This window comes from Streptomyces sp. bgisy130 (assembly GCF_057708345.1).
In genome coordinates this window covers 270,564-288,471 of sequence record NZ_JBYISA010000004.1, presented here as the reverse complement: position 1 = coordinate 288,471, position 17,908 = coordinate 270,564, and the positions used below count along the sequence as shown (strand labels likewise).

Annotated in this window: 16 protein-coding genes; 12 read left to right on the top strand and 4 right to left on the bottom strand. The window is 71.6% G+C overall.

All coding sequences use genetic code 11. The annotated features are described in order from the left end of the window. Positions 1-18 precede the first annotated feature (18 nt). From AC3EUV_RS08510 to AC3EUV_RS08480, 7 genes are all read left to right on the top strand, one after another. Entirely contained in the window at positions 19-687 is a 669-nt protein-coding gene (locus tag AC3EUV_RS08510) for a response regulator (protein WP_432140234.1), read from the top strand. An 80-nt stretch (positions 688-767) separates the two neighbouring features. After that, complete coding sequence (locus AC3EUV_RS08505) at positions 768-1,958, top strand: sensor histidine kinase (protein WP_432140235.1); 1,191 nt, start codon at positions 768-770, stop codon at positions 1,956-1,958. Positions 1,959-2,236: 278 nt separating this feature from the next. Further along, positions 2,237-2,701 carry a hypothetical protein gene (locus AC3EUV_RS08500; protein WP_435602562.1) on the top strand — a complete coding sequence of 155 codons (465 nt, stop codon included), beginning with the start codon at positions 2,237-2,239 and terminating at the stop codon, positions 2,699-2,701. 15 nt (positions 2,702-2,716) lie between these two features. Further along, positions 2,717-3,163 carry a hypothetical protein gene (locus tag AC3EUV_RS08495; protein ID WP_435602560.1) on the top strand — a complete coding sequence of 149 codons (447 nt, stop codon included), beginning with the start codon at positions 2,717-2,719 and terminating at the stop codon, positions 3,161-3,163. A gap of 9 nt (positions 3,164-3,172) precedes the next feature. Then, entirely contained in the window at positions 3,173-3,850 is a 678-nt protein-coding gene (gene cseB, locus AC3EUV_RS08490) for a two-component system response regulator CseB (protein ID WP_432140238.1), read from the top strand. A gap of 5 nt (positions 3,851-3,855) precedes the next feature. Then, positions 3,856-5,058 carry an ATP-binding protein gene (locus tag AC3EUV_RS08485; protein ID WP_432140239.1) on the top strand — a complete coding sequence of 401 codons (1,203 nt, stop codon included), beginning with the start codon at positions 3,856-3,858 and terminating at the stop codon, positions 5,056-5,058. A 159-nt stretch (positions 5,059-5,217) separates the two neighbouring features. Beyond that, complete coding sequence (locus AC3EUV_RS08480; RefSeq protein WP_435602559.1) at positions 5,218-5,793, top strand: hypothetical protein; 576 nt, start codon at positions 5,218-5,220, stop codon at positions 5,791-5,793. 72 nt (positions 5,794-5,865) lie between these two features. Here AC3EUV_RS08480 and AC3EUV_RS08475 read toward each other — a convergent pair whose 3' ends face one another. The 4 genes from AC3EUV_RS08475 to AC3EUV_RS08460 all read right to left on the bottom strand — a co-directional run bounded on the left by AC3EUV_RS08475 (position 5,866) and on the right by AC3EUV_RS08460 (position 9,291). Then, a complete protein-coding gene (locus AC3EUV_RS08475; protein WP_432140241.1) occupies positions 5,866-6,570 on the bottom strand; it encodes a class I SAM-dependent methyltransferase in 705 nt (234 codons plus the stop codon). Positions 6,571-6,677: 107 nt separating this feature from the next. After that, positions 6,678-7,952, bottom strand: coding sequence for an acyltransferase family protein (locus tag AC3EUV_RS08470; RefSeq protein ID WP_435602558.1), 1,275 nt, complete (start codon positions 7,950-7,952; stop codon positions 6,678-6,680). Further along, complete coding sequence (locus AC3EUV_RS08465; RefSeq protein ID WP_435602557.1) at positions 7,945-8,940, bottom strand: alpha/beta hydrolase; 996 nt, start codon at positions 8,938-8,940, stop codon at positions 7,945-7,947. Before AC3EUV_RS08465 ends, AC3EUV_RS08470 begins: the two co-directional genes overlap by 8 nt. Positions 8,941-9,138: 198 nt before the next feature. Further along, on the bottom strand, positions 9,139-9,291 hold the full coding sequence (locus tag AC3EUV_RS08460; protein ID WP_432140244.1) for a hypothetical protein: 153 nt from the start codon (positions 9,289-9,291) through the stop codon (positions 9,139-9,141). 539 nt (positions 9,292-9,830) lie between these two features. On the opposite strand from AC3EUV_RS08460, the gene AC3EUV_RS08455 reads away from it, so the two are divergent. The 5 genes from AC3EUV_RS08455 to AC3EUV_RS08435 all read left to right on the top strand — a co-directional run bounded on the left by AC3EUV_RS08455 (position 9,831) and on the right by AC3EUV_RS08435 (position 17,892). Next, positions 9,831-12,800, top strand: a complete 2,970-nt coding sequence (locus AC3EUV_RS08455) for an AfsR/SARP family transcriptional regulator (protein WP_435602556.1) — start codon at positions 9,831-9,833, stop codon at positions 12,798-12,800. Positions 12,801-12,901: 101 nt separating this feature from the next. Then, positions 12,902-14,113, top strand: coding sequence for a cytochrome P450 (locus tag AC3EUV_RS08450; RefSeq protein ID WP_435602555.1), 1,212 nt, complete (start codon positions 12,902-12,904; stop codon positions 14,111-14,113). A gap of 113 nt (positions 14,114-14,226) precedes the next feature. Continuing rightward, positions 14,227-15,771, top strand: coding sequence for a tryptophan halogenase family protein (locus tag AC3EUV_RS08445; RefSeq protein WP_432140247.1), 1,545 nt, complete (start codon positions 14,227-14,229; stop codon positions 15,769-15,771). Between the two features lie 145 nt (positions 15,772-15,916). Then, positions 15,917-16,495 (top strand): flavin reductase family protein, encoded by a 579-nt coding sequence (locus AC3EUV_RS08440; protein WP_435602554.1) that lies wholly within the window; start codon positions 15,917-15,919, stop codon positions 16,493-16,495. Next, positions 16,489-17,892: a cation:proton antiporter gene (locus AC3EUV_RS08435; protein ID WP_435602553.1), complete on the top strand. Its 1,404-nt coding sequence runs from the start codon at positions 16,489-16,491 to the stop codon at positions 17,890-17,892. Before AC3EUV_RS08440 ends, AC3EUV_RS08435 begins: the two co-directional genes overlap by 7 nt. Positions 17,893-17,908: the final 16 nt, after the last annotated feature.

Here is a 17,908-nt window from a genome sequence, read left to right as displayed (position 1 = left end):
ACGGCAGAATCCCTGCCCGTGACGATTCGCTTATTGATCGCCGACGACCAGGAGATGGTCCGCCGGGGGATACGCCGCATCGTGGAGAGCCAGCCCGATATGGAAGTGGTCGGCGAGGCGGCGAACGGGCTGGACGCCGTGGCGATGGGGCGGGCGCTGACGCCGGATGTGGCGCTGGTGGACATCCGGATGCCGCGGATGAACGGCCTGGAGGTGACCCGCCGGCTGACCGACCCCGCGCTGGCCGATCCGGTCCGGGTCGTCGTCGTGACCACCTTCGATCTCGATGAATACGTCTATCCCGCGCTGCGCTTCGGCGCCTCGGGGTTTCTGCTCAAGCGCTCGGGGCCGGCGCTGCTGATCGAGGCGGTGCGGGCGGCGATGGCCGGCGACAGTCTGATCAGCCCGTCGATCACCGTCCGGCTGCTGGAGCATGTCACCGGTCCCGCGGCCGGCCGCCGCCCCCGCCGTCGCGATGCGGTGCTGACCGGGCGGGAGGCGGAGATCGCCGGAAAGGTCGCCGAGGGTATGACCAATGCGGATATCGCCCGGGAGTTGTTCATCTCCGCGGGCACCGTGAAGACCCATGTGGCGAGCATCCAGCGCAAGCTCCAGGTCCGTAACCGGGTCGGAGTGGCCGTGCGGGCCTGGGAGTTGGGCTATGCGACGGGGCGGACGCCGGGGTGAGGGGCGGGGTGAGGGGCGGGCCGGGGCGGCAGGCGGCCGGGCCCGGGGTGCCGCCGGGCGCCGTGGGTGGTCCCGCCGCCGTGACGGACGGGGTTCCGGCGCGGCGTGGTCGGCGCACGGGGTGGTGCGGTGCGGCCGCGGTGGCGATGCTGCTGCCCGCCCTCGTGTCGCCGCCCGGCGCCTGGCTCCCGGCGGTCATGGCGGCGCTGGCGCTGGGCGTGGCGATATCGGTGTGGCCGGTGGGCCGGATCTCGCTCGCGCGGGCGGCCGCCGGGCTCGCGGTGCTCTCCCTCGCGGCGGACACCGTCTCGTTCGGGAAGGCCGGGACGGCCCTGCTCTGGCTTCCGTTCGAGAGCGTCGCCCTGCTGTTCCTCCTGGAGCGGGCGGTGCGCCATGTGCCGGGCCCCCGGGTGGGCCTCGTCGGCGGGCTGACCGGCGCCGCCGTGGTGCTGCTGCCGCTGCGCTTCACCCTGCACGCGCCGCAGACCGGGCTCAAGGAGTCGGTCTTCCTGGCCTCGCTGGCCTTCGTCCCGGCCGCCGGGGCGGCGGGCGTCGGGCTGTATCTGCGCTCGCTGGACCGGCGGCGGGCCGATGCCGTGGCGCTGGCCCGGCGCGAGCAGCGGCTCGAAGTCGCCCGCGATCTGCATGACTTCGTGGCCCATGAGGTGACCGGGATCGTGCTGGAGGCCCAGGCGGCCCAGCTGGGCGAGGACGACGGCCCCGTGGCGCACCGCGCGCTGCTGGACCGCATCGAGCAGGCCGGGCTGCGGGCGCTGGACTCCATGGACCGGACGGTGGCGACGCTCCGCGCGGCGGACGGCCGTCCGGAGGAGCCGCCGCCCACCCGGCCGCACGGGCTGGCCGATCTGCCCGAACTCCTGGACCGCTTCGGCGCGATGGCGGCGGCCGAGGTGACGCTCTCCCTGGAGGACGGAGTCGCCGGCGCGCTCTCACGGGAGGCGGAGGACACCGCGTACCGGGTGGTGCTGGAGGCGCTGACCAACGTACGGCGGCATGCGCCGCGGGCCGGGCGGGTCGAGGTGCGGGCCGCCCGGAGCGCCGACGGGGCGGTGGAGGTCTCGGTCACGGACGGCGCGCCCGGCGGCCCTCTCCCCCGGGCTCCGCGGGAGTCGGGCGGGCGTCCGGGCGGCGGCACCGGTCTGGCGGCCCTGGCCGAGCGGGCCGGTGCCGTCGGGGGCGCCCTGGAGGCGGGCCCGTACGGGCAGGGGTGGCGGGTCAGCTGCCGGCTGCCGGTGGCCGTTGTGCGCTGACCCGATATCGCCGTCTCTGACGCCCAGTTCACGGTGGAGGTGCCAGGGGGCCGCGGCGTGAACCGGGACGGCACGGCGAACGAACCGCCGGTTGCCGCAGGGCCAACGCCCTGACCTGGCCTTTCCCTTGAGCCGACGGCTCAACTGGGGCCGCTCTCCCGTGTGTAGATCAGGTAACAGCGGTCGATGGGCGGCTGTTACACAGCTGACAGGCCACCGAGAAACGTCGCTCCTAGCTTCATTCGTGCCCCAATGATCAACACGATGGAGCGAGAGCTATGAAGCGCACGAGCACCCCCCGGACGGCCTTCGCCGCGGCACTGGCCTGTGTCGCCGTCCTCGGTACGGTCGCCACCGCCACCGGTGCGCAGGCCGCCGCGCCTCAGCACACCGCGAAGGCCGAAACCCCCTACGTCATCAACCACTACGGCGAGGAGAACGCCGACAAGGGCAAGGCCGAGCGCAGCCCCGCGAACCTGGTGCTCTCCGAGTTCACCTCGGCCCAGAAGCTGCACTGGAAGCAGTGGGACGCCAAGAAGGCCGTCGCCACCGGCAAGGTCACCGGCGCCTGGTGCCTGGAGACCTGCCTGGACAAGCCGCTGAAGGCGACCATCACGCTCTCCGACCCCAAGTCCGTGCACGGCAAGAAGGTGTACTCCGCCTTCACCATCAAGCTGGCCGGCGGCAACGGTGCGTACGATTCCGAGGACCTCAAGGGCAAGCACCCGCTCGCCACCAGCTGACGCAGAAGGCTCCCGATGAACAAGCCCACGGCCCTGGCCACCGTCTGCGTACTGGTGCTGGCGGCCGTGGGCCTCTCGGGGTGCGGCGATCCGGGAGAGCCCCGGGTGGAGGGTCCCGCGCCGAGCCCCGCACGGGCCCGGGGCCCGGTCTATGTGTCCGACACCATGGGCCATCCGCTGACCCGCCCCACGGGGTTCGGCCTCACCGAGTTCTCCTCGGTCTCCCGGTTGAGCTGGCGTTCCTGGGGGGCGCCGAAGGCCGTGGCCACCGGCAGGCTGCGCGGTATGTGGTGCCTGCCGCACTGCCCCCGCAACGGCTATCCGGCCACCATCGAACTCAGCCGCCTCCAGCGTCGTGAGAACGTCTCGTACTACACCTTCGCCACCGTGCGGTCCGCCCACCTCCCGCCTCGAGACACGGACGACCTCAGTGCGGTGCGACTGCCCCTCCCCGAGTCCTAGGACGCCCCGATGACCGACGTGCTGCTCGTGGAGGACGACCCGCTGTTGCGGGAGGCCACCCAACTGTCCCTGGAGCGCTACGGATACGAGGTGCGGGCGGTCTCCGACGGGCAGGCCGGGCTGGCGGAGTTCCGTGCGCGAGTGCCCGATGTCGCCGTGCTGGACGTCATGCTGCCGCGCCTCGACGGGGTCGCCCTGGTGCGCCTCATCCGGGCGGAGAGCCGGCTGCCGGTGCTGATGGTGTCGGCGCGCACCGACCCGGTGGATGTCGTCGTCGGTCTGGAGGCGGGTGCCGACGACTACCTCACCAAGCCGTACGACATCCCGGTGCTGGTCGCCCGGATACGCTCGGCGCTGCGGCGCGCCACGGACACCGCCCGCAGCGAGCCGCCCGCGGACGATCCGGTGCTGCGGTTCGGCGACCTGAGTGTGGACACCGCCTCCATGGATGTCCGCCGGGAGGGCCGGCTGCTCGGCCTCACGCCCACCGAGCGCAGGCTGCTGCTGGAGTTCGCGGCCGAGCCCGGTGTCGTGCTGTCGCGGATGACCCTGCTGGAGCGGGTGTGGGACTACGCGTGCGGGGGTGACACCCGGGTCGTGGACGTCCATGTGAAGCGTCTCCGCGTCAAGATCGGCCGCGAACGCATCGTGACCGTCCGCGGGTTCGGCTACAAGCTGGCGCCCTGACCGCCATGGGACTCCGTACCAAGACCGCCCTGGTCATCGCCGGCACCGCCGCGCTGGTCGCCACGCTCATCGGGCTGCTGGTGCATCAGCTCACCGCCGAGGACCAGCGGAAGAACGCCGCCCATGCGCTGGACGCCCGGCTCGTCGAGGCGGTGAGCGCCTACGCCTCCGGGGTGGACAACGGTGCCCTGGTGAATCCGCGGGAGCTGCCCGCCGCGCTCCGCAGGACCGTCACCGAGCGGCCCGTGCGGGCCACCTGCCTCCAGCACGCCGACGGGGCGCGGCCGGTGCTGTGGGCCGCCACCCGCAGTGGCCGTGACCTCGTCGCGGTCCGGCGCTCCTACGTGCCCCAGGCCCGTGCCCTCGCCGAACTCGACCGGGTGCTGGTCGGCTCCGGTGCAGCCGTCACCGCGCTCGGCTGTGTGCTGGGCATCGTCGCGGCGGCCGGTGCGGGGCGGCGGATCACCGCGTCCGCGCGCACCGCGCAGCGGATCGCGGACGGCGATCTGACGGACCGGGTGGCGCCCCGCGGCAAGGACGAGATCGCCCGGCTCGGCACCGCCGTCAACACCATGGCCGACGCCCTGAGCGCCCGCCTGGAGGCCGAGCGACGGGTCACCGCCGATATCGCCCATGAGCTCCGCACCCCGGTGGCCGGTCTGGTGACCGCGGTCGGACTGCTGCCGCCGGGGCGCCCGGCCGAGCTGGTCAGCGGCGGTGTGGACACCCTGCGCGGCGTGGTGGAGAACGTCCTTGAGGTGGCCCGGCTCGATGTGCCGGGCGTCGAACAGGCGGAGTGTGAGGAGGTGTTGCCGAGCGCCCTGGCGCACCGGGCGGCGGCGCTGGCGGACGGGGACGTCGAGGTGCTGGTGCGCGGCGAGTCGGCGGTGACGACCGACCACCGCCGGGTCGAGCGGATCCTGGTCAACCTGGTCGCCAACGCCCGGCTGCACGGCGCCCCGCCGGTGACCCTGGAGGTGGCGGGGTCGGCGGTGCGGGTCCGCGACCACGGCCCCGGCTTCCCCGCCGAGCTGCTGGACCACGGCCCGCAGCGCTTCCGTACCGGCGCCCGCGAGCGCGGCGGAGGGGTCGGGCTGGGCCTGACCATCGTCGCCGGCCAGGCGCGGGTGCTGGGCGCCCGGGTGACCTACGAGAACCCGCCGGACGGCGGCGCCCTGGCGACGCTGGATCTCGCGCCTGACGGCTGACGGGCCGGGCCCGCGCGGCGCCGTGTCCCCCGCCGGGCGGCTCCGGGGGCGCCCGCTTGTAGGCCAAGCGGCCGTACCCGACGCCCTACCGCGGTACGGGTGCGGGGACACCGCCGGGGAGTGACGCGGGTGGGCGCGGGGCGAACTTACTGTCCCGGCATGACGAACCGACCCCCTGCCGCCGTACGGCGCCCGGACAGCTCCGCGGGCCCGCCCCGGCTGGCCGCGGCGGCCCGGCACGCCGGTCTCGCGGTGACCCTGTTCCCCGCCGGTGCCCTGGCCGTCTGCTCCACTCTCACCGGCCACCGGGAGGCCGCCCGGCGGCGGTGGCTGCGCGCCGGGCCGCTGCCGCTCGGCGCCCCCGCGCCCGGTGTCGCCCGGCTGGTGTTCCACGGCGCGCTGACCATACTTCTCGGCGTCCTCGCCCTGCTGCCGGCCGGCGTGCTCGCCCTCGCGATCGCCCGCGGGCTGCTGTACGGGTTCGTCGACCAGGCACCGCACGATCAGTCCTGGGGCGGCCCCTCCCTGGCGGGCGCCTGGCTGGCGCACTTCGCCGTCGCGCTGCCCTGCGCCGCCCTCGCCCTGGTCATACTGACCGGCCTCACCCGGCTGAACCGGCATACGACGGCTCCGCTGCGCGGCGAACGCCGCCCCGCCTGGGCGCTGCCCGCCGCGGCCGTGTCCTGCGCGCTCGGCCTGTTCTTCGTCATCGCCTTCGTGCACCAACTGCCGTAGCCCCCCGCACAGCACGAAGTCCCCCTCCCGGCGCCGGGAGGGGGACTTCGTCGTCAGATGCCGCGAACGGGCTCAGCTCTGCGGGAGGTTGAAGTAGATCATCGGGTTGTGGCGGCTCTCGCGGACCGGCTCGCTGAGGTTCAGCTCCTTCTTCACCTCGGCCAGTCGCGCCGTCACCTCGGGGGCCTTCGCCACGGACGGGGTGAAGTACTCGACGTTCTGGGCGGCCAGCCACTTGATGATGACCGAGCCCTCGCTCATGGGCTTCGGGCGGCGGCCGTGGAAGACGTCGTGGACGCTGGTGGGGGTCCCGGGACGGACCACCGGGAAGAGGTTGTCGATGTACCAGCGCGCGAAGCGGGCGCCGTGGTCGGCGTCGATGAAGAGGTAGTCGGTCTCCGCGGGGACCTTGGCGATGGTGTCCCGCAGGTCGCCCTTGGTGAACGTCCAGCGGCCCTCGGAGAGTTCGGCCGGCACGTTCTTCACGACGTTGTCGACGATGTCGAAGGAGTACAGGTGGCCGGTGCCGTTGTCGCGCAGCGCGCTCAGGATCCAGGTGGTGGACCAGCCGCGGAAGGTGCCCACCTCCACGACGACCTCGGGTGCCAGGTCCCGCAGCAGCAGGTAGGTGATCTCCGCCTCGTAGTCGTCGAGCTGCGCCTTGACCGTCTCCTTGTTGTCCTGGAGGAACTTCCGCTGCTGGTCGCGCACCGCCCTCAAGTCGTCCGCGTACTTCACGTAAAGCGTGCTTATCGATTCGAGCGTGAGGGTGGACATCAATCCTCCGGAGGGGAACGAGTGCGGGTGGTGCTGACGTACGGACAGCAGGCTTCGACGGGCCGACGCGGTGGCGAACTACCTTCTCATATCTCGTTATTGTTCAGTTATTGCTTCGGTGTGCGCCGGGAGTCCCGGTCCCGGAAGGCCGTGCCGAGCACGACGAGCACCACCACGAAGACCGGAATCCACCCGCACCGCGCCGCGAGCCAGCCCGGGGATGCCGGGCTGGTGTGCAGGCCGGGGAAGCTGTGCCCCAGGCCCAGCGTGATGACGGTGGTGGTGAGCATCGCGGTCTGGTGCCAGAGGAAGACGGTGATCGCCGAGAGGTTGAGCAGCGCCACCGCCGCCCAGAGGAACTGCGCTGGTGTGGCGCGGGTTCGGGGCGTCGTCGCGGGGGCCGGGGCGGTCACCGCCCGGCGCAGGGGGGCGCGCAGCAGCAGGGCCGCGCCGGCCTGTGCCAGGCCGAAGGCGACCGCCGCGACGGTGGGCGGGTTGAGGTGGGAGAGCGTGGAGCCCGGGACGCCGACCATGCTCGCGGGGTAGCCGCCCCAGAGGATCAGCGCCGCCAGGCCGCCGCCACCGCCGAGCAGCAGCGCCACCGCGCTTCTGCGGCGGGTGAACCCGCCGGCCGCCCAGACCGCGCCGAGGCAGTACGGGACCAGCCAGCCCGCCGGGATGTTCAGCAGGCGCAGGGTGTCGACCCAGCCGCTGTCCGGGAACACCGTGCGCGCGGCGTCCAGCGCGGCCACCACCAGGCAGGCCGCCACCGCGAGCCGGGCTCCGGCCCGGTGCACCAGCGGAGTTGCCGCGATCAGCAGCACATAGACGCCGAGGAACCAGAGGGGGGAGTACGCCAGCCACATCAGCGTGTAGATGGTCTCGTGTGCAGTGCCGGCCAGCACCAGGCCCAGCCAGACCAGCCCCCAGGTGAGGGCGAACGCCCGCGCCGGGCGGAGCAGGCTCGCCAGCCGCTGCTTCAGCCAGGTCCGGTAGCCGGTCCCGCGGGCCAGCGCCGCCTCGTAACTGCGGGCGCTGACCCGGCCGCCCACCAGGAAGAACACGGCCAGGGGCTGCAATAACCAAGTCAGCGGGGCGAGTTGGGGACGGTGTCCCAGCGGGCTGTCCCCGACCAGATGGCCGCCGGCCTGGAGGACGACACCGCTCACCAGCCAGTGGCCCAGAACCACCCCTGTGATCGCCAGTGCGCGCAGCACATCGGCCGCCCGGTCCCGTTCGGCCGGGGTCGCCGCGTCGAGGCGCAGCACCGCCGCGTGGAGGGCCTGCCAGGGGGTGCGCCGCGGGGGACGGGGGCGCAGCGGGCCGGTGGGCAGCGGGGGCCGGCGGACCGGTGTGGGCGGGCGCAGTTCCAGGTCAGTCATCGGAGACCTCCGTGCCCCGGCCGAGCGCGATCAGGGATATGTTGCGCAGCGGGAGTCCGCCGGGGCGGAGATAGTCGCTGTGGCTGCCGGGGCCCGCGGGGAAGGTCCGCGCGCCGAACGCGTCGGTGACGGGGTCGGTGCCGAACCCGACCTGTTCGCCCAGCAGATCGAGGCTGACGTGCGGCACGCCCTCGATCCAGTCGGTCGCGCCCCGGCCCGCCCACACCGGGACCCGGGTGCGCAGTTCGGCCCGGGAGCGCACGCCCGTTCCCGGGCTGCCGAAGAGCACCACGTCCGCGAGGGAGGACTCGGCCGGCGCATCCATCCGGCGCAGGGCGGTCGCGCACACCACGGATCCGTAGGAGTGGCAGAGCAGGGACACCCGGGCCGCGGCATTCACCGTCCGCAGGTCCCCGACCAGTCCGGCCAGCCGGCGGCCGCCGTCCAGGGCGCGGTCGGTGGACACGATGTCCCGGCTCATGGTGCGGGGCGCGGGGTAGCCGTACCAGGCCACCACGGCGGTCTTCCGCCGCGGCTGGAGCCTGGTCATCTCGGCGTGCAGAGCCCGCGCGCCGCCGTTCAGCGAGGCGTAGACGGTGCCCAGTTGGTCGAAGGTGTCGACGGTGGTGTCCGAGCCGGGCACCACGACCGCGATCCGGTCGGCGTGCGCGAGGTCGCCGAGCACCTCCACGACCTGGCCGTCGCCCCGCGGGCTGAAGGAGAGGAAGTGCCGGTCCTTCCGGGCGAGTTGGCCGAGGACCTTGGCCCGGCCGTCGTCGCCCATGGCGCGGGCCGCGCGCCGGGACTCGTCGATGAAGCGGTGGTTGGCCGCGTACCGCGCCGCCAGGTGGTCCGCCCGGACGGCGGGGAGTTCGGGCTGCACCGGCGTGCCCGGCACGGTGGACCGTGCCGCGGCGGCGACCGTCACCACGATGGAGCATGCGGTGAGGGCCATCGCCAGCCCACGCCTGAGACGTGCAGCGCGCATCGCCGGCCGTCCTTCCTGTCCGTTCGGGGAACTGGAAGAGGAGGTTAATGACATGACCGGCGGGAGGAATCACGCTGCGGAGCGCTCTTCGCGGTAGCTCTCAGGTAGGGGGTCGACTAGCCGGTGCGGGCCGGGGGCCGCCCGGCCGGGGCGCGGACGGGCCCGGGTCGCGGGCCCCGGGCTCCCCCTGCCCTGCTGTCACACCCAGTCCTGGTTGCCCAGGGGAGGCGCGGAGACGGCCCGGTACGGGACGTGGACGGTATCGGGGAACTCTAAGGCGGCGCAGGCGATAAGGGCCGGTGCGAGCACGAGAATGACACGCTGGGTGGTGGCGCCAAGTATCGCAGTCATGATTCCCCCTAGTGAATACGTGCACGGACGGTGGTCGACCGTCGATGCCATGAAGCATGAATTTATCCGGAGACGGCTTCACATCGTTATTGGCCGGCTTTTCGGGGCCGGCGGGAGGAAGCCGTGGGCCTTCAGTCCGACAGGCCGGGGCCGCATGCGGGTGTCGCTCCGGTGAACTCCGGTGCAACGAGGCCCGATTCAAAAATCGGCCGTCCCGTTGCGCCCTTCTGGCAGATGGCTTGATTGACCGTCAGTGCGGTGCGGCCGGACCGCCACCCTCCGGCCGGTCACCCCGGCCGGCGCCCGCAGGACACCTTCCCCTCATCGAGGGTGCTCCGCAACGGCGTTTACCGGCCATCACCCCGGCGCCGCGATGCCCCGTTCGGCGACAAAAATCACGGCGCGAAAGCCCGCAAAAGTGGTGGAGTAGACCTCTGCCCGGGCCCTCGGGAGGAGCCACGCTCAGTGACCGCGTTACGATCCCTATAGTGGCTGGATCACGGGCCTAGCGGTCGTGCTACACGGGGGGTAACACAGCCATGCCAGAAGACCGTTCCATACCTCGCGCCGTCAAATACTCCGTACTCCGACCGCTATTGGTCATCACCGACAGTGGCCGGATCGTAGGGGTCCACGGTCCACGGCAGCGCACCATTCTCACGATGCTGATCCTCGCCTGGGGTCGTGTCGTATCGGTCGACAGCCTGGTCGACGCGGTATGGGGTGATGAACCCCCGGCCACGGCCAGGACGCAGGTGGCAATTTGCATCGGGGCGCTGCGCAAGTCCTTCAAACAGGCGGGCGTCGACGGCGATGTGATTCTGACGACCCACCCCGGCTATCGGCTGGAGACCGCCGGGAGCGAACTCGACGCCCTCCAGTTCACCTCCCTCGTCGCCGAGGCCGCCGCGCAGGTCAAGCAGGGCCGCCACGAACAGGGCCGGGTCCTCTACCGGCAGGCCCTCGACCTGTGGACGGGACCGGCGCTCGCGGGGGTGACGGGACGGCCGGTCGAGGACGAGGCGACCCGGCTCGACGAGCGGCGCTACGCGGCCTACGAAGCCTGGTCCGAGGTCGAACTCGCCCTGGGCCACCACCAGGACATCATCTCCGAGCTGACCACCATCGCGAACAGTTCACCGCTGCACGAACAGCTCCGGTACAACCTCATGCTGGCCCAGTACCGCGCCGGTCTCCGGGCCGAGGCGACCGAGGGTTTCCGGATGTGGCGGCGCAACTTCGTCGATGAACTGGGCCTCGAACCGAGCGTGGCCATCAAGGAATTGCACGCCTCCATTCTTCAGGACGACCCGGGCCTGACCCTTCCGGTGCAGGTCAAGCCGATGGTGGTGCCCGCGCAGCTGCCCCCGGACGTGGACCTTTTCCAGGGCCGGGCGGGGGAACTCGTACGGCTCGACCGGCTGCTCGGGGAGAAATCCCCGCGTATCGGTCTGATCACCGGTGTGGCCGGAGTCGGCAAGACCGGCCTCATCGTGCACTGGGCCCATAAGGTCGCCGCGGAATTCCCGGACGGTCAGCTGTACGCCGATCTGGCGCAGTACGACGGCACCCAGCCGGCCTTCGTCGCGGCCGCCCTTCAGGGGCGTTTCCTCCGGGCGCTCGGGGTGCCCGGGGACCAGATACCGTCCGATCCCGCCGAGCTCGCCGCGCTCTACCGCAGTGTGCTCGCCGACCGGAAATCGCTCATCGTGCTTGACAACGTTCGCGCGATGCACCAGATCACGCCGCTGCTTCCGGGCAGCGGCCGCAGCTGTGTCCTCGCGGCCAGCCGGGAGCAACTCGCCGCCGATTCGGGCACGGTCCGGGTCGATCTGGGGCTGATGACCTCGCACGAGTCCCAGACCCTGATCACCAAGATCGCCGGGGCGGACCGGGCCTGCGCGGAGAAGGCCGCGGTCAACGAGCTCTGCCGGCTGTGCGACGGGCTGCCGCTCGCGCTGCGGATCGCGGCGGCCCGTCTGGTCGCCAAGCAGCACTGGTCCGTACAGCACCTGGTGGACCGGCTCCGCGACGAGCACCGCCGGCTCGATGAACTCAGCACCGGCGGCCTGGAGGTGCGCGCCAGCTTCGCCCTCAGCTACCGCGGCCTGACCGAGCAGACGGCGCGGATGTACCGGCTGCTCGGGCTGCTCGACGTACCGGACTTCCCGGCGTGGGTGGGCGGCGCGCTCCTGGATGTCTCACCGGCCGAGGCCGAGGACATGATCGAGCGGCTGGTGGACGCCCATCTGCTCACCCCGGTCGGCAGCGACGCCACCGGCAGCATGCGCTACCGCTTCCACGATCTGCTGCGGCTGTACGCACGGGAGCGGGCCGAGTCCGACGAGTCCGAGGACCGCCGCCGCGCCGCGCTGCACCGGGTGTTCCGCACCTATCTCACGCTGGCGGAGCAGGGCCATATCCGGGAGTACGGCGGCGACTTCGCGATCATCCACGGGTCGACCCCGCGCCGGCATCTCGATGCCCCGCTCGTCGCCCGGCTCCTGCGGTCGCCGCTCGACTGGTTCGAGGCCGAGCGCCCGTCCCTGGTGGCCTCGATCCTCCAGTCCTGCACGCTCCGGATGGCGGAGCTCGCCTGGGACCTGGCGATGTCCAGCGTGGTGCTCTTCGAGACGCGCAACTACTACGACGACTGGCGGGCCGTCAGCGAGAAGGCGCTGGAGGCGAACCGGAACGCGGGGAACGTCCGCGGTGAGGCGGCGATGTGCTACGAGCTCGCCTCCGTGGAGATGTTCCAGCAGCGCTTCGACGCCGCCATGCCGCTCTTCAACCGGGCCTTCCAGCTCTTCGACAGCGTGCGGGAGGTGCACGGGCGCGCGCTGACACTGCGCAATATGGCGATCACCGACCGGGTGCAGGGCGGTCTCCGGTCGGCCATGAGCCGGCTGGACGAGGCGCGCAACACCTTCCGGGTGGTGGGCGACGTGTCCGCCGAGGCCCACACCCTCAACCAGATGTCCCAGATCGAACTGGAGTGGGGGAACCCGGACGCGGCGGTGCGGCTCTCGCTGGAGGCCGTACGGATCGCCACCGCGCTGGGCGAGACCCGGGGCGCGGCCCAGGCGCTCAACCGGCTGGCCGCCGCCTATGTGAAGCAGCGCCGTTTCGAGGCCGCCAAGCAGTCGTACGACGGGGTGCTGCGGATCGTCCGCGGCAAGGGCGACACCCGCGGTGAGGCGTATGCGCTGATGGGCCTCGGGGAGACCCTGGTGGCCTGGGGCCAGTACGTCGAGGCGGAGAGCATTCTGTCCGACGCCCTGGAGATAGCCGAGCGGGTCGACGACCTCTTCCTCCTCGCCAAGGTCCATCTGGCGCTCGGCGCATGCAGTCAGCAGCTGAACCAGCTCACCCGGGCGAGCCAGCATTTGCTGATCGCGCGCAACACCTTCCACGAGATCGGCTCCGTGTGGGGGGAGTTGCAGGCGAGCGCGGACATCAGCCGGCTGTCGGCGGAGGCGTGCGGGGGGCGGTCACTGCCGGGGCGGTGACCGCGGGGGCGGCGGTGGGTGTGCCGTGCCGATAACGCGCGGAAAACGGCGCGGGATAGCGTCCGCTGCCGTTCGAGCCGGCACCACCGATTGAGGTTCAGATGACTGTGCGCGAGGAGACCGGGCGCGACGAGACCGGGCGCGACGAGATCGCCGTCCCGGATGCCGACGGCAGCAATGAGCTGTTCGACTGGCTCGGCAGGATGCGGGACGGGCATCCCGTGTGGCAGGAGGGGGACGGGCCGTACCACGTCTTCCGCTACGAGGACGTGCAGCAGGTCATCTCCGACCCGAAGACGTTCTCCAACGACTCCAGCCGGGTCATGCCCCATCTGAAGCCGCTGACCGCGGGCAACATCAACTCGATGGACCCGCCGGACCACGGCAAGCTGCGCCGGCTGGTCAATCAGGCCTTCACCCCGAAGACGGTGGCCGGGCTCGAACCCCGTATCGCGGCGGTGACGCACAAGCTGCTGGCGGCGGTCGACGCGGAGCGGTTCGACCTGGTGGATGTGCTGACGTATCCGCTGCCGGTGATCGTCATCAGTGAGCTGCTGGGGGTGCCCGCCTCGGACCGTGAGCTGTTCCGGGTGTGGGCGGACCGGTTCATCGCGCTGGGCGACCAGCCGATCGCGCCGGAGGATTTCGTTGCCACGTTCCAGGCCGCGACCCGCGAGATGGACGAGTATCTGCTGGGGCACTGCCGACGGCGCCGGACGGACCCGAAGGACGACCTCATCAGCCGGCTGGCCACCGCGGAGATCGACGGGGAACGGCTCACCGACGACGAAGTCGTGAAATTCACCGGAATCCTCTTTCTGACCGGGCACCTCACGACGACGCTGCTGATCGGCAATGCCATGCAGTGCCTCGACAGCCATCCGGACGCCTATGCACAACTCCGCGCCGACCGTTCGCTGATCCCCTCCGCGATTGAGGAAGTGCTGCGCTTCCGCTCACCCTTCACCACCGTCAGCCGGGTCACCGTGACCGATGTCGAGGTGGGCGGCCACCTCATTCCGGCCGACCGGATGGTCACGCCGTGGGTGATTTCGGCGAATCATGACGAGGACCAGTTCCCGGACGCGCACCGCTTCGATATCCGGCGGACGCCCAACCGGCATGTCGCCTTCGGGCGCGGCGGGCACTTCTGTGTGGGGGCGCCGCTGGCCCGGCTGGAGGCGGAGGTGGCGCTCAATGCCCTGCTGGACACCTTCCGTGAACTGCGCGTCGACCACGGCCGCGACGTCGCCTATCACGCCCGCGGAATGTATGGCGCGAAGAATCTGCCGATGACGGCCCGGCGTGACTAATATAGATCGCTCGTTTCCCGATAACGAAGTAAAAATGCACCTGTCTAACTTCTGTGCGTGAATCAGCCCACCCGCCCTTCTGAGGCCCGTTCACGAACAACAGGAGTCACAGCGTGATTAATTCAGTGGTCATTGTCGGCGGCGGCACTGCGGGATGGATGAGCGCCTCGTACCTCAAGGCGGCGTACGGTGACCGCATCAATGTCACTCTGGTGGAATCCGACCGCGTCCCGACGATCGGCGTCGGTGAAGCGACCTTCAGCACGGTCCGGCATTTCTTCGACTATCTCGGCCTGGACGAGCGCGAATGGATGCCGGAGTGCTCCGGTTCGTACAAGCTGGGCATCCGGTTCGAGAACTGGCGTGAGCCGGGGCAGCACTTCTACCACCCCTTCGAGCGGCTGCGGACCTCCGACGGGTACACGCTGGCCGACTGGTGGCTTCAGGAGGGCGACCGCAGCGAGCCGTTCGACCGTTCCTGCTTCATCACGCCGGCGCTGTGCGAGGCCAAGCGCTCGCCGCGGCTGCTCGACGGTTCGCTGTTCGCGGGGGGTCTCGACGGCTCGCTGGGCCGCTCGACGCTGGAGGAGCAGCGGGCCCAGTTCCCGTACGCGTACCACTTCGACGCGGCCCTGCTGGCGAAGTTCCTGACCAAGTACGGCACCGACCGCGGCGTCCGCCATGTCGTCGACGACGTGACGCAGGTGGGCCGCGACGAGCGCGGCTGGATCAGCCATGTCGCCACCCGCGAGCACGGCGACCTCACCGGTGACCTGTTCATCGACTGCACCGGCTTCAAGGGCATGCTGATCAACGAGACCCTGGACGAGCCGTTCGAGTCCTTCCAGGACGTGCTGCCCAACAACCGCGCCGTCGCGCTGCGCGTCCCGCAGCCCGACCAGGCCACCACGGGGATGAACCCGTACACCACGGCGACCGCGATGGACGCCGGCTGGATCTGGAACATCCCGCTGTTCGGGCGGAACGGCAACGGCTATGTGTACTCCGACGAGTTCTGCACCCCGGAGGAGGCGGAGCGCACCCTGCGCAACCACGTCGCCCCCGGCCGGGACGACCTGGAGGCCAACCACATCCGGATGCGCATCGGGCGCAACCGCCGCTCGTGGGTCAACAACTGTGTGGCCATCGGCCTGTCCAGCGCCTTCGTCGAGCCGCTGGAGTCCACCGGCATCTTCTTCATCCAGCACGGCATCGAGCAGCTGGTGAAGAACTTCCCGGACGAGCGCTGGGACCCGGCCCTGGCCGACGACTACAACAACCGGGTCGCCGAGGTCCTGGACGGGGTCAAGGAGTTCCTGGTGCTGCACTACAAGGCGGCGCAGCGCGAGGACACCCCGTACTGGAAGGAGGCGAAGACCCGCGCCCTGCCCGACGGGCTCGCCGAGCGCCTCGCCATCGGCAGCTCGCACCTGCTCGACGAGCGCACCATCTACCAGCCGTACCACGGCTTCGAGCAGTACTCCTGGATCACGATGATGCTGGGCCTCGGCCATGAGCCGGAGCGCCCGCGCCCCTCCCTCGCGCACATCGACCCGGCGAACGCGCGCGCCGAGCTCGCGCGGCTGCGGGCGGACGCGGACGAGCTGGTCGCCGCGCTGCCCAGCTGCTACGAGTACATCGCCTCGCTCAACAGCTGAGCCACCGGGCTCACTTCCGCTGCCGACGCCCCTACCCCCATCCCCCCGGCGGGTACGGGCGTCGGCGCTTCACCCGCCCGTGCGGCCGGGAGTCCGGGGCCGGCCCCGGGACGAACCGGCGCCCCCACCGGAGGACGACCTCACCATGGCAAGCCTTCCCCCACCCTCGTCCGCACCGGACACGGCCACCCGCCCGGTGCCGGCCGACGACTTCCGTTCGCTCATGGGCGCCTTCCCCACCGGCGTCGCGGTGATCACCACGTACGGGGCGGACGACCGGCCCCGCGGGCTGACGTGCAGTTCGCTGTCGAGCGTGACCACCGCGCCGCCGACCCTCTCGGTCTGGCTGACCACCCGGGGCGAGACGCTGACCGCGCTGCGCGAGTACGGCGCCTTCGCGGTGAACCTGCTGCACGAGCGGGGGGAGCGGGCCGGTGAGGTCTTCGCGCACCGCGTCGCGGACCGCTTCGCCCAGGTCGGCTGGCGGCGCTCGCCGGACGCCGGGCTGCCGTGGCTGGCCGACGACGCCTTCGCGGTCGCCGAGTGCCGGGTGACGAAGCTGGTCGAGGTCAGCGACCACACCCTGGTGGTGGGCGCGGTCACCGGTGTCACCCAGCTTCCCGGGACGCCGCTGCTGTACGGGGCGCGGCGCTTCGCGTCCTGGCCCGGCGGCGAGGTGCCCGCCGGGCCGCTCTCCGTCGGCAGCCCGGTGACCTCATGCTGAAGGTCGTCGCAGGCGTCGTCCTGCTGCTCGGGGCCGTGGGGCTGTGGTGGGGCCGGCTGGGCTCCGGGGGGTCGTCGGCCGAGGTCGACACGACGGCCAGGTTCCTGCTCGCCGTCATGGTGATCATTCTGCTCAGCCATCTGCTGGGCGCGCTGCTGGGCCGGCTCGGCCAGCCCCTGGTGATCGGTGAGATCCTCGGCGGCCTGCTGCTCGGCCCCTCGCTGCTGGGCTGGGTGTGGCCGTCCGGGCAGTCCTGGCTGCTCTCCCCCGATGTCGTCTCCGCCCTCAACACGGTGGCGCAGCTCGGGCTGATCGTCTTCATGTTCCTGCTCGGCTGCGAGTTGCGCATGGAGAGCCCCAGGAAGGCCGTCGGGACGCTCGGGGTGAGCGTGCTCGGCGCGATGGGCCTGCCGTTCGTGGCCGGGCTCGGACTCGCGGCCCTGGCCCCCGGGATGTTGCAGGGCTCGTCCCCGCACGCCGTCGGCTACCTCTGCTTCTTCGGGCTGGCCCTGTCGGTGACCGCCCTGCCGGTGCTCGCCAGGATCCTCACCGACCTGCGGCTGGACCGCACCCCCATCGGCCAGTTCGCGCTGGCCAGTGCGGCGGTGGGCGACGGGATCGCCTGGCTCGCGCTGACCGTCATCCTCGCCGCGACCGGGTCCGGTGCCTCCTCCGACATGGGCAGCACCATCGCGCTGGTGGTGGCCCTCGTCGTGTTCACCGCGCTGGTCGTGCGTCCGCTGCTGGCGACCGCGGTGCGCCGGGCGCAGGAACGGCCCGGCAAGGGGACGCTGCTGCCGCTGCTGCTGGTCGGCGCCATCAGCTATGCCGTCCTGACGCATCTGCTGGGGCTGCACGCCGTCATCGGGGCGTTCCTGTTCGGTACGGCGGTCCCGCGGGACTCCCAGGTCACCGAGCGGATGAACCAGCAGCTCCAGGGCTTCACGCTGACCGTGCTGCTGCCGCTGTTCTTCGCCGGTGTGGGGCTCAATGTCTCGGTCGGCGCCCTGGGACGAGACCCGTGGCACTGGCTGGTTCTCGCCGCCGTCATCGTCGTGGCGACCCTGACGAAGCTCATCGGTGCCGGGGGCGCCGCCCGGCTGATGGGGTACCGGCCGAAGGAAGCGCTGCGCTTCGGTGCGCTGATGAACTGCCGCGGGGTCACCGAGCTGGTGGTCGCCGGCATCGGCTGGCAGCGCCATCTGATCAGCACGACGGGCCTGACGGTGCTGGTCCTCATGGCGGTCGGCACCACCGCGATGACCGGCCCGCTGCTCAAGCTGCTGGGCACGAAACCGCCGGAGCCCCCGCCCGGGGAGAGCGACGGCCCGGCCGCGGAATCCGGCGGCCCGGCCGTCCCCGCTCTCCAGGGCGCACCGCTGCGGGCGGACGCCTGAGACGGGCGCCCGCGCG

Bases quoted from the DNA above. Each gene is read 5' to 3' on its own strand.
- AC3EUV_RS08500 (WP_435602562.1), top strand. From the start codon at position 2,237: ATGAAGCGCACGAGCACCCCCCGGACGGCCTTCGCCGCGGCACTGGCC.
- AC3EUV_RS08495 (WP_435602560.1), top strand. From the start codon at position 2,717: ATGAACAAGCCCACGGCCCTGGCCACCGTCTGCGTACTGGTGCTGGCG.
- cseB (WP_432140238.1), top strand. From the start codon at position 3,173: ATGACCGACGTGCTGCTCGTGGAGGACGACCCGCTGTTGCGGGAGGCC.
- AC3EUV_RS08485 (WP_432140239.1), top strand. From the start codon at position 3,856: ATGGGACTCCGTACCAAGACCGCCCTGGTCATCGCCGGCACCGCCGCG.
- AC3EUV_RS08480 (WP_435602559.1), top strand. From the start codon at position 5,218: ATGACGAACCGACCCCCTGCCGCCGTACGGCGCCCGGACAGCTCCGCG.
- AC3EUV_RS08475 (WP_432140241.1), bottom strand. From the start codon at position 6,570: ATGTCCACCCTCACGCTCGAATCGATAAGCACGCTTTACGTGAAGTAC.
- AC3EUV_RS08470 (WP_435602558.1), bottom strand. From the start codon at position 7,952: ATGACTGACCTGGAACTGCGCCCGCCCACACCGGTCCGCCGGCCCCCG.
- AC3EUV_RS08465 (WP_435602557.1), bottom strand. From the start codon at position 8,940: ATGCGCGCTGCACGTCTCAGGCGTGGGCTGGCGATGGCCCTCACCGCA.
- AC3EUV_RS08460 (WP_432140244.1), bottom strand. From the start codon at position 9,291: ATGACTGCGATACTTGGCGCCACCACCCAGCGTGTCATTCTCGTGCTC.
- AC3EUV_RS08455 (WP_435602556.1), top strand. From the start codon at position 9,831: ATGCCAGAAGACCGTTCCATACCTCGCGCCGTCAAATACTCCGTACTC.
- AC3EUV_RS08450 (WP_435602555.1), top strand. From the start codon at position 12,902: ATGACTGTGCGCGAGGAGACCGGGCGCGACGAGACCGGGCGCGACGAG.
- AC3EUV_RS08440 (WP_435602554.1), top strand. From the start codon at position 15,917: ATGGCAAGCCTTCCCCCACCCTCGTCCGCACCGGACACGGCCACCCGC.
- AC3EUV_RS08435 (WP_435602553.1), top strand. From the start codon at position 16,489: ATGCTGAAGGTCGTCGCAGGCGTCGTCCTGCTGCTCGGGGCCGTGGGG.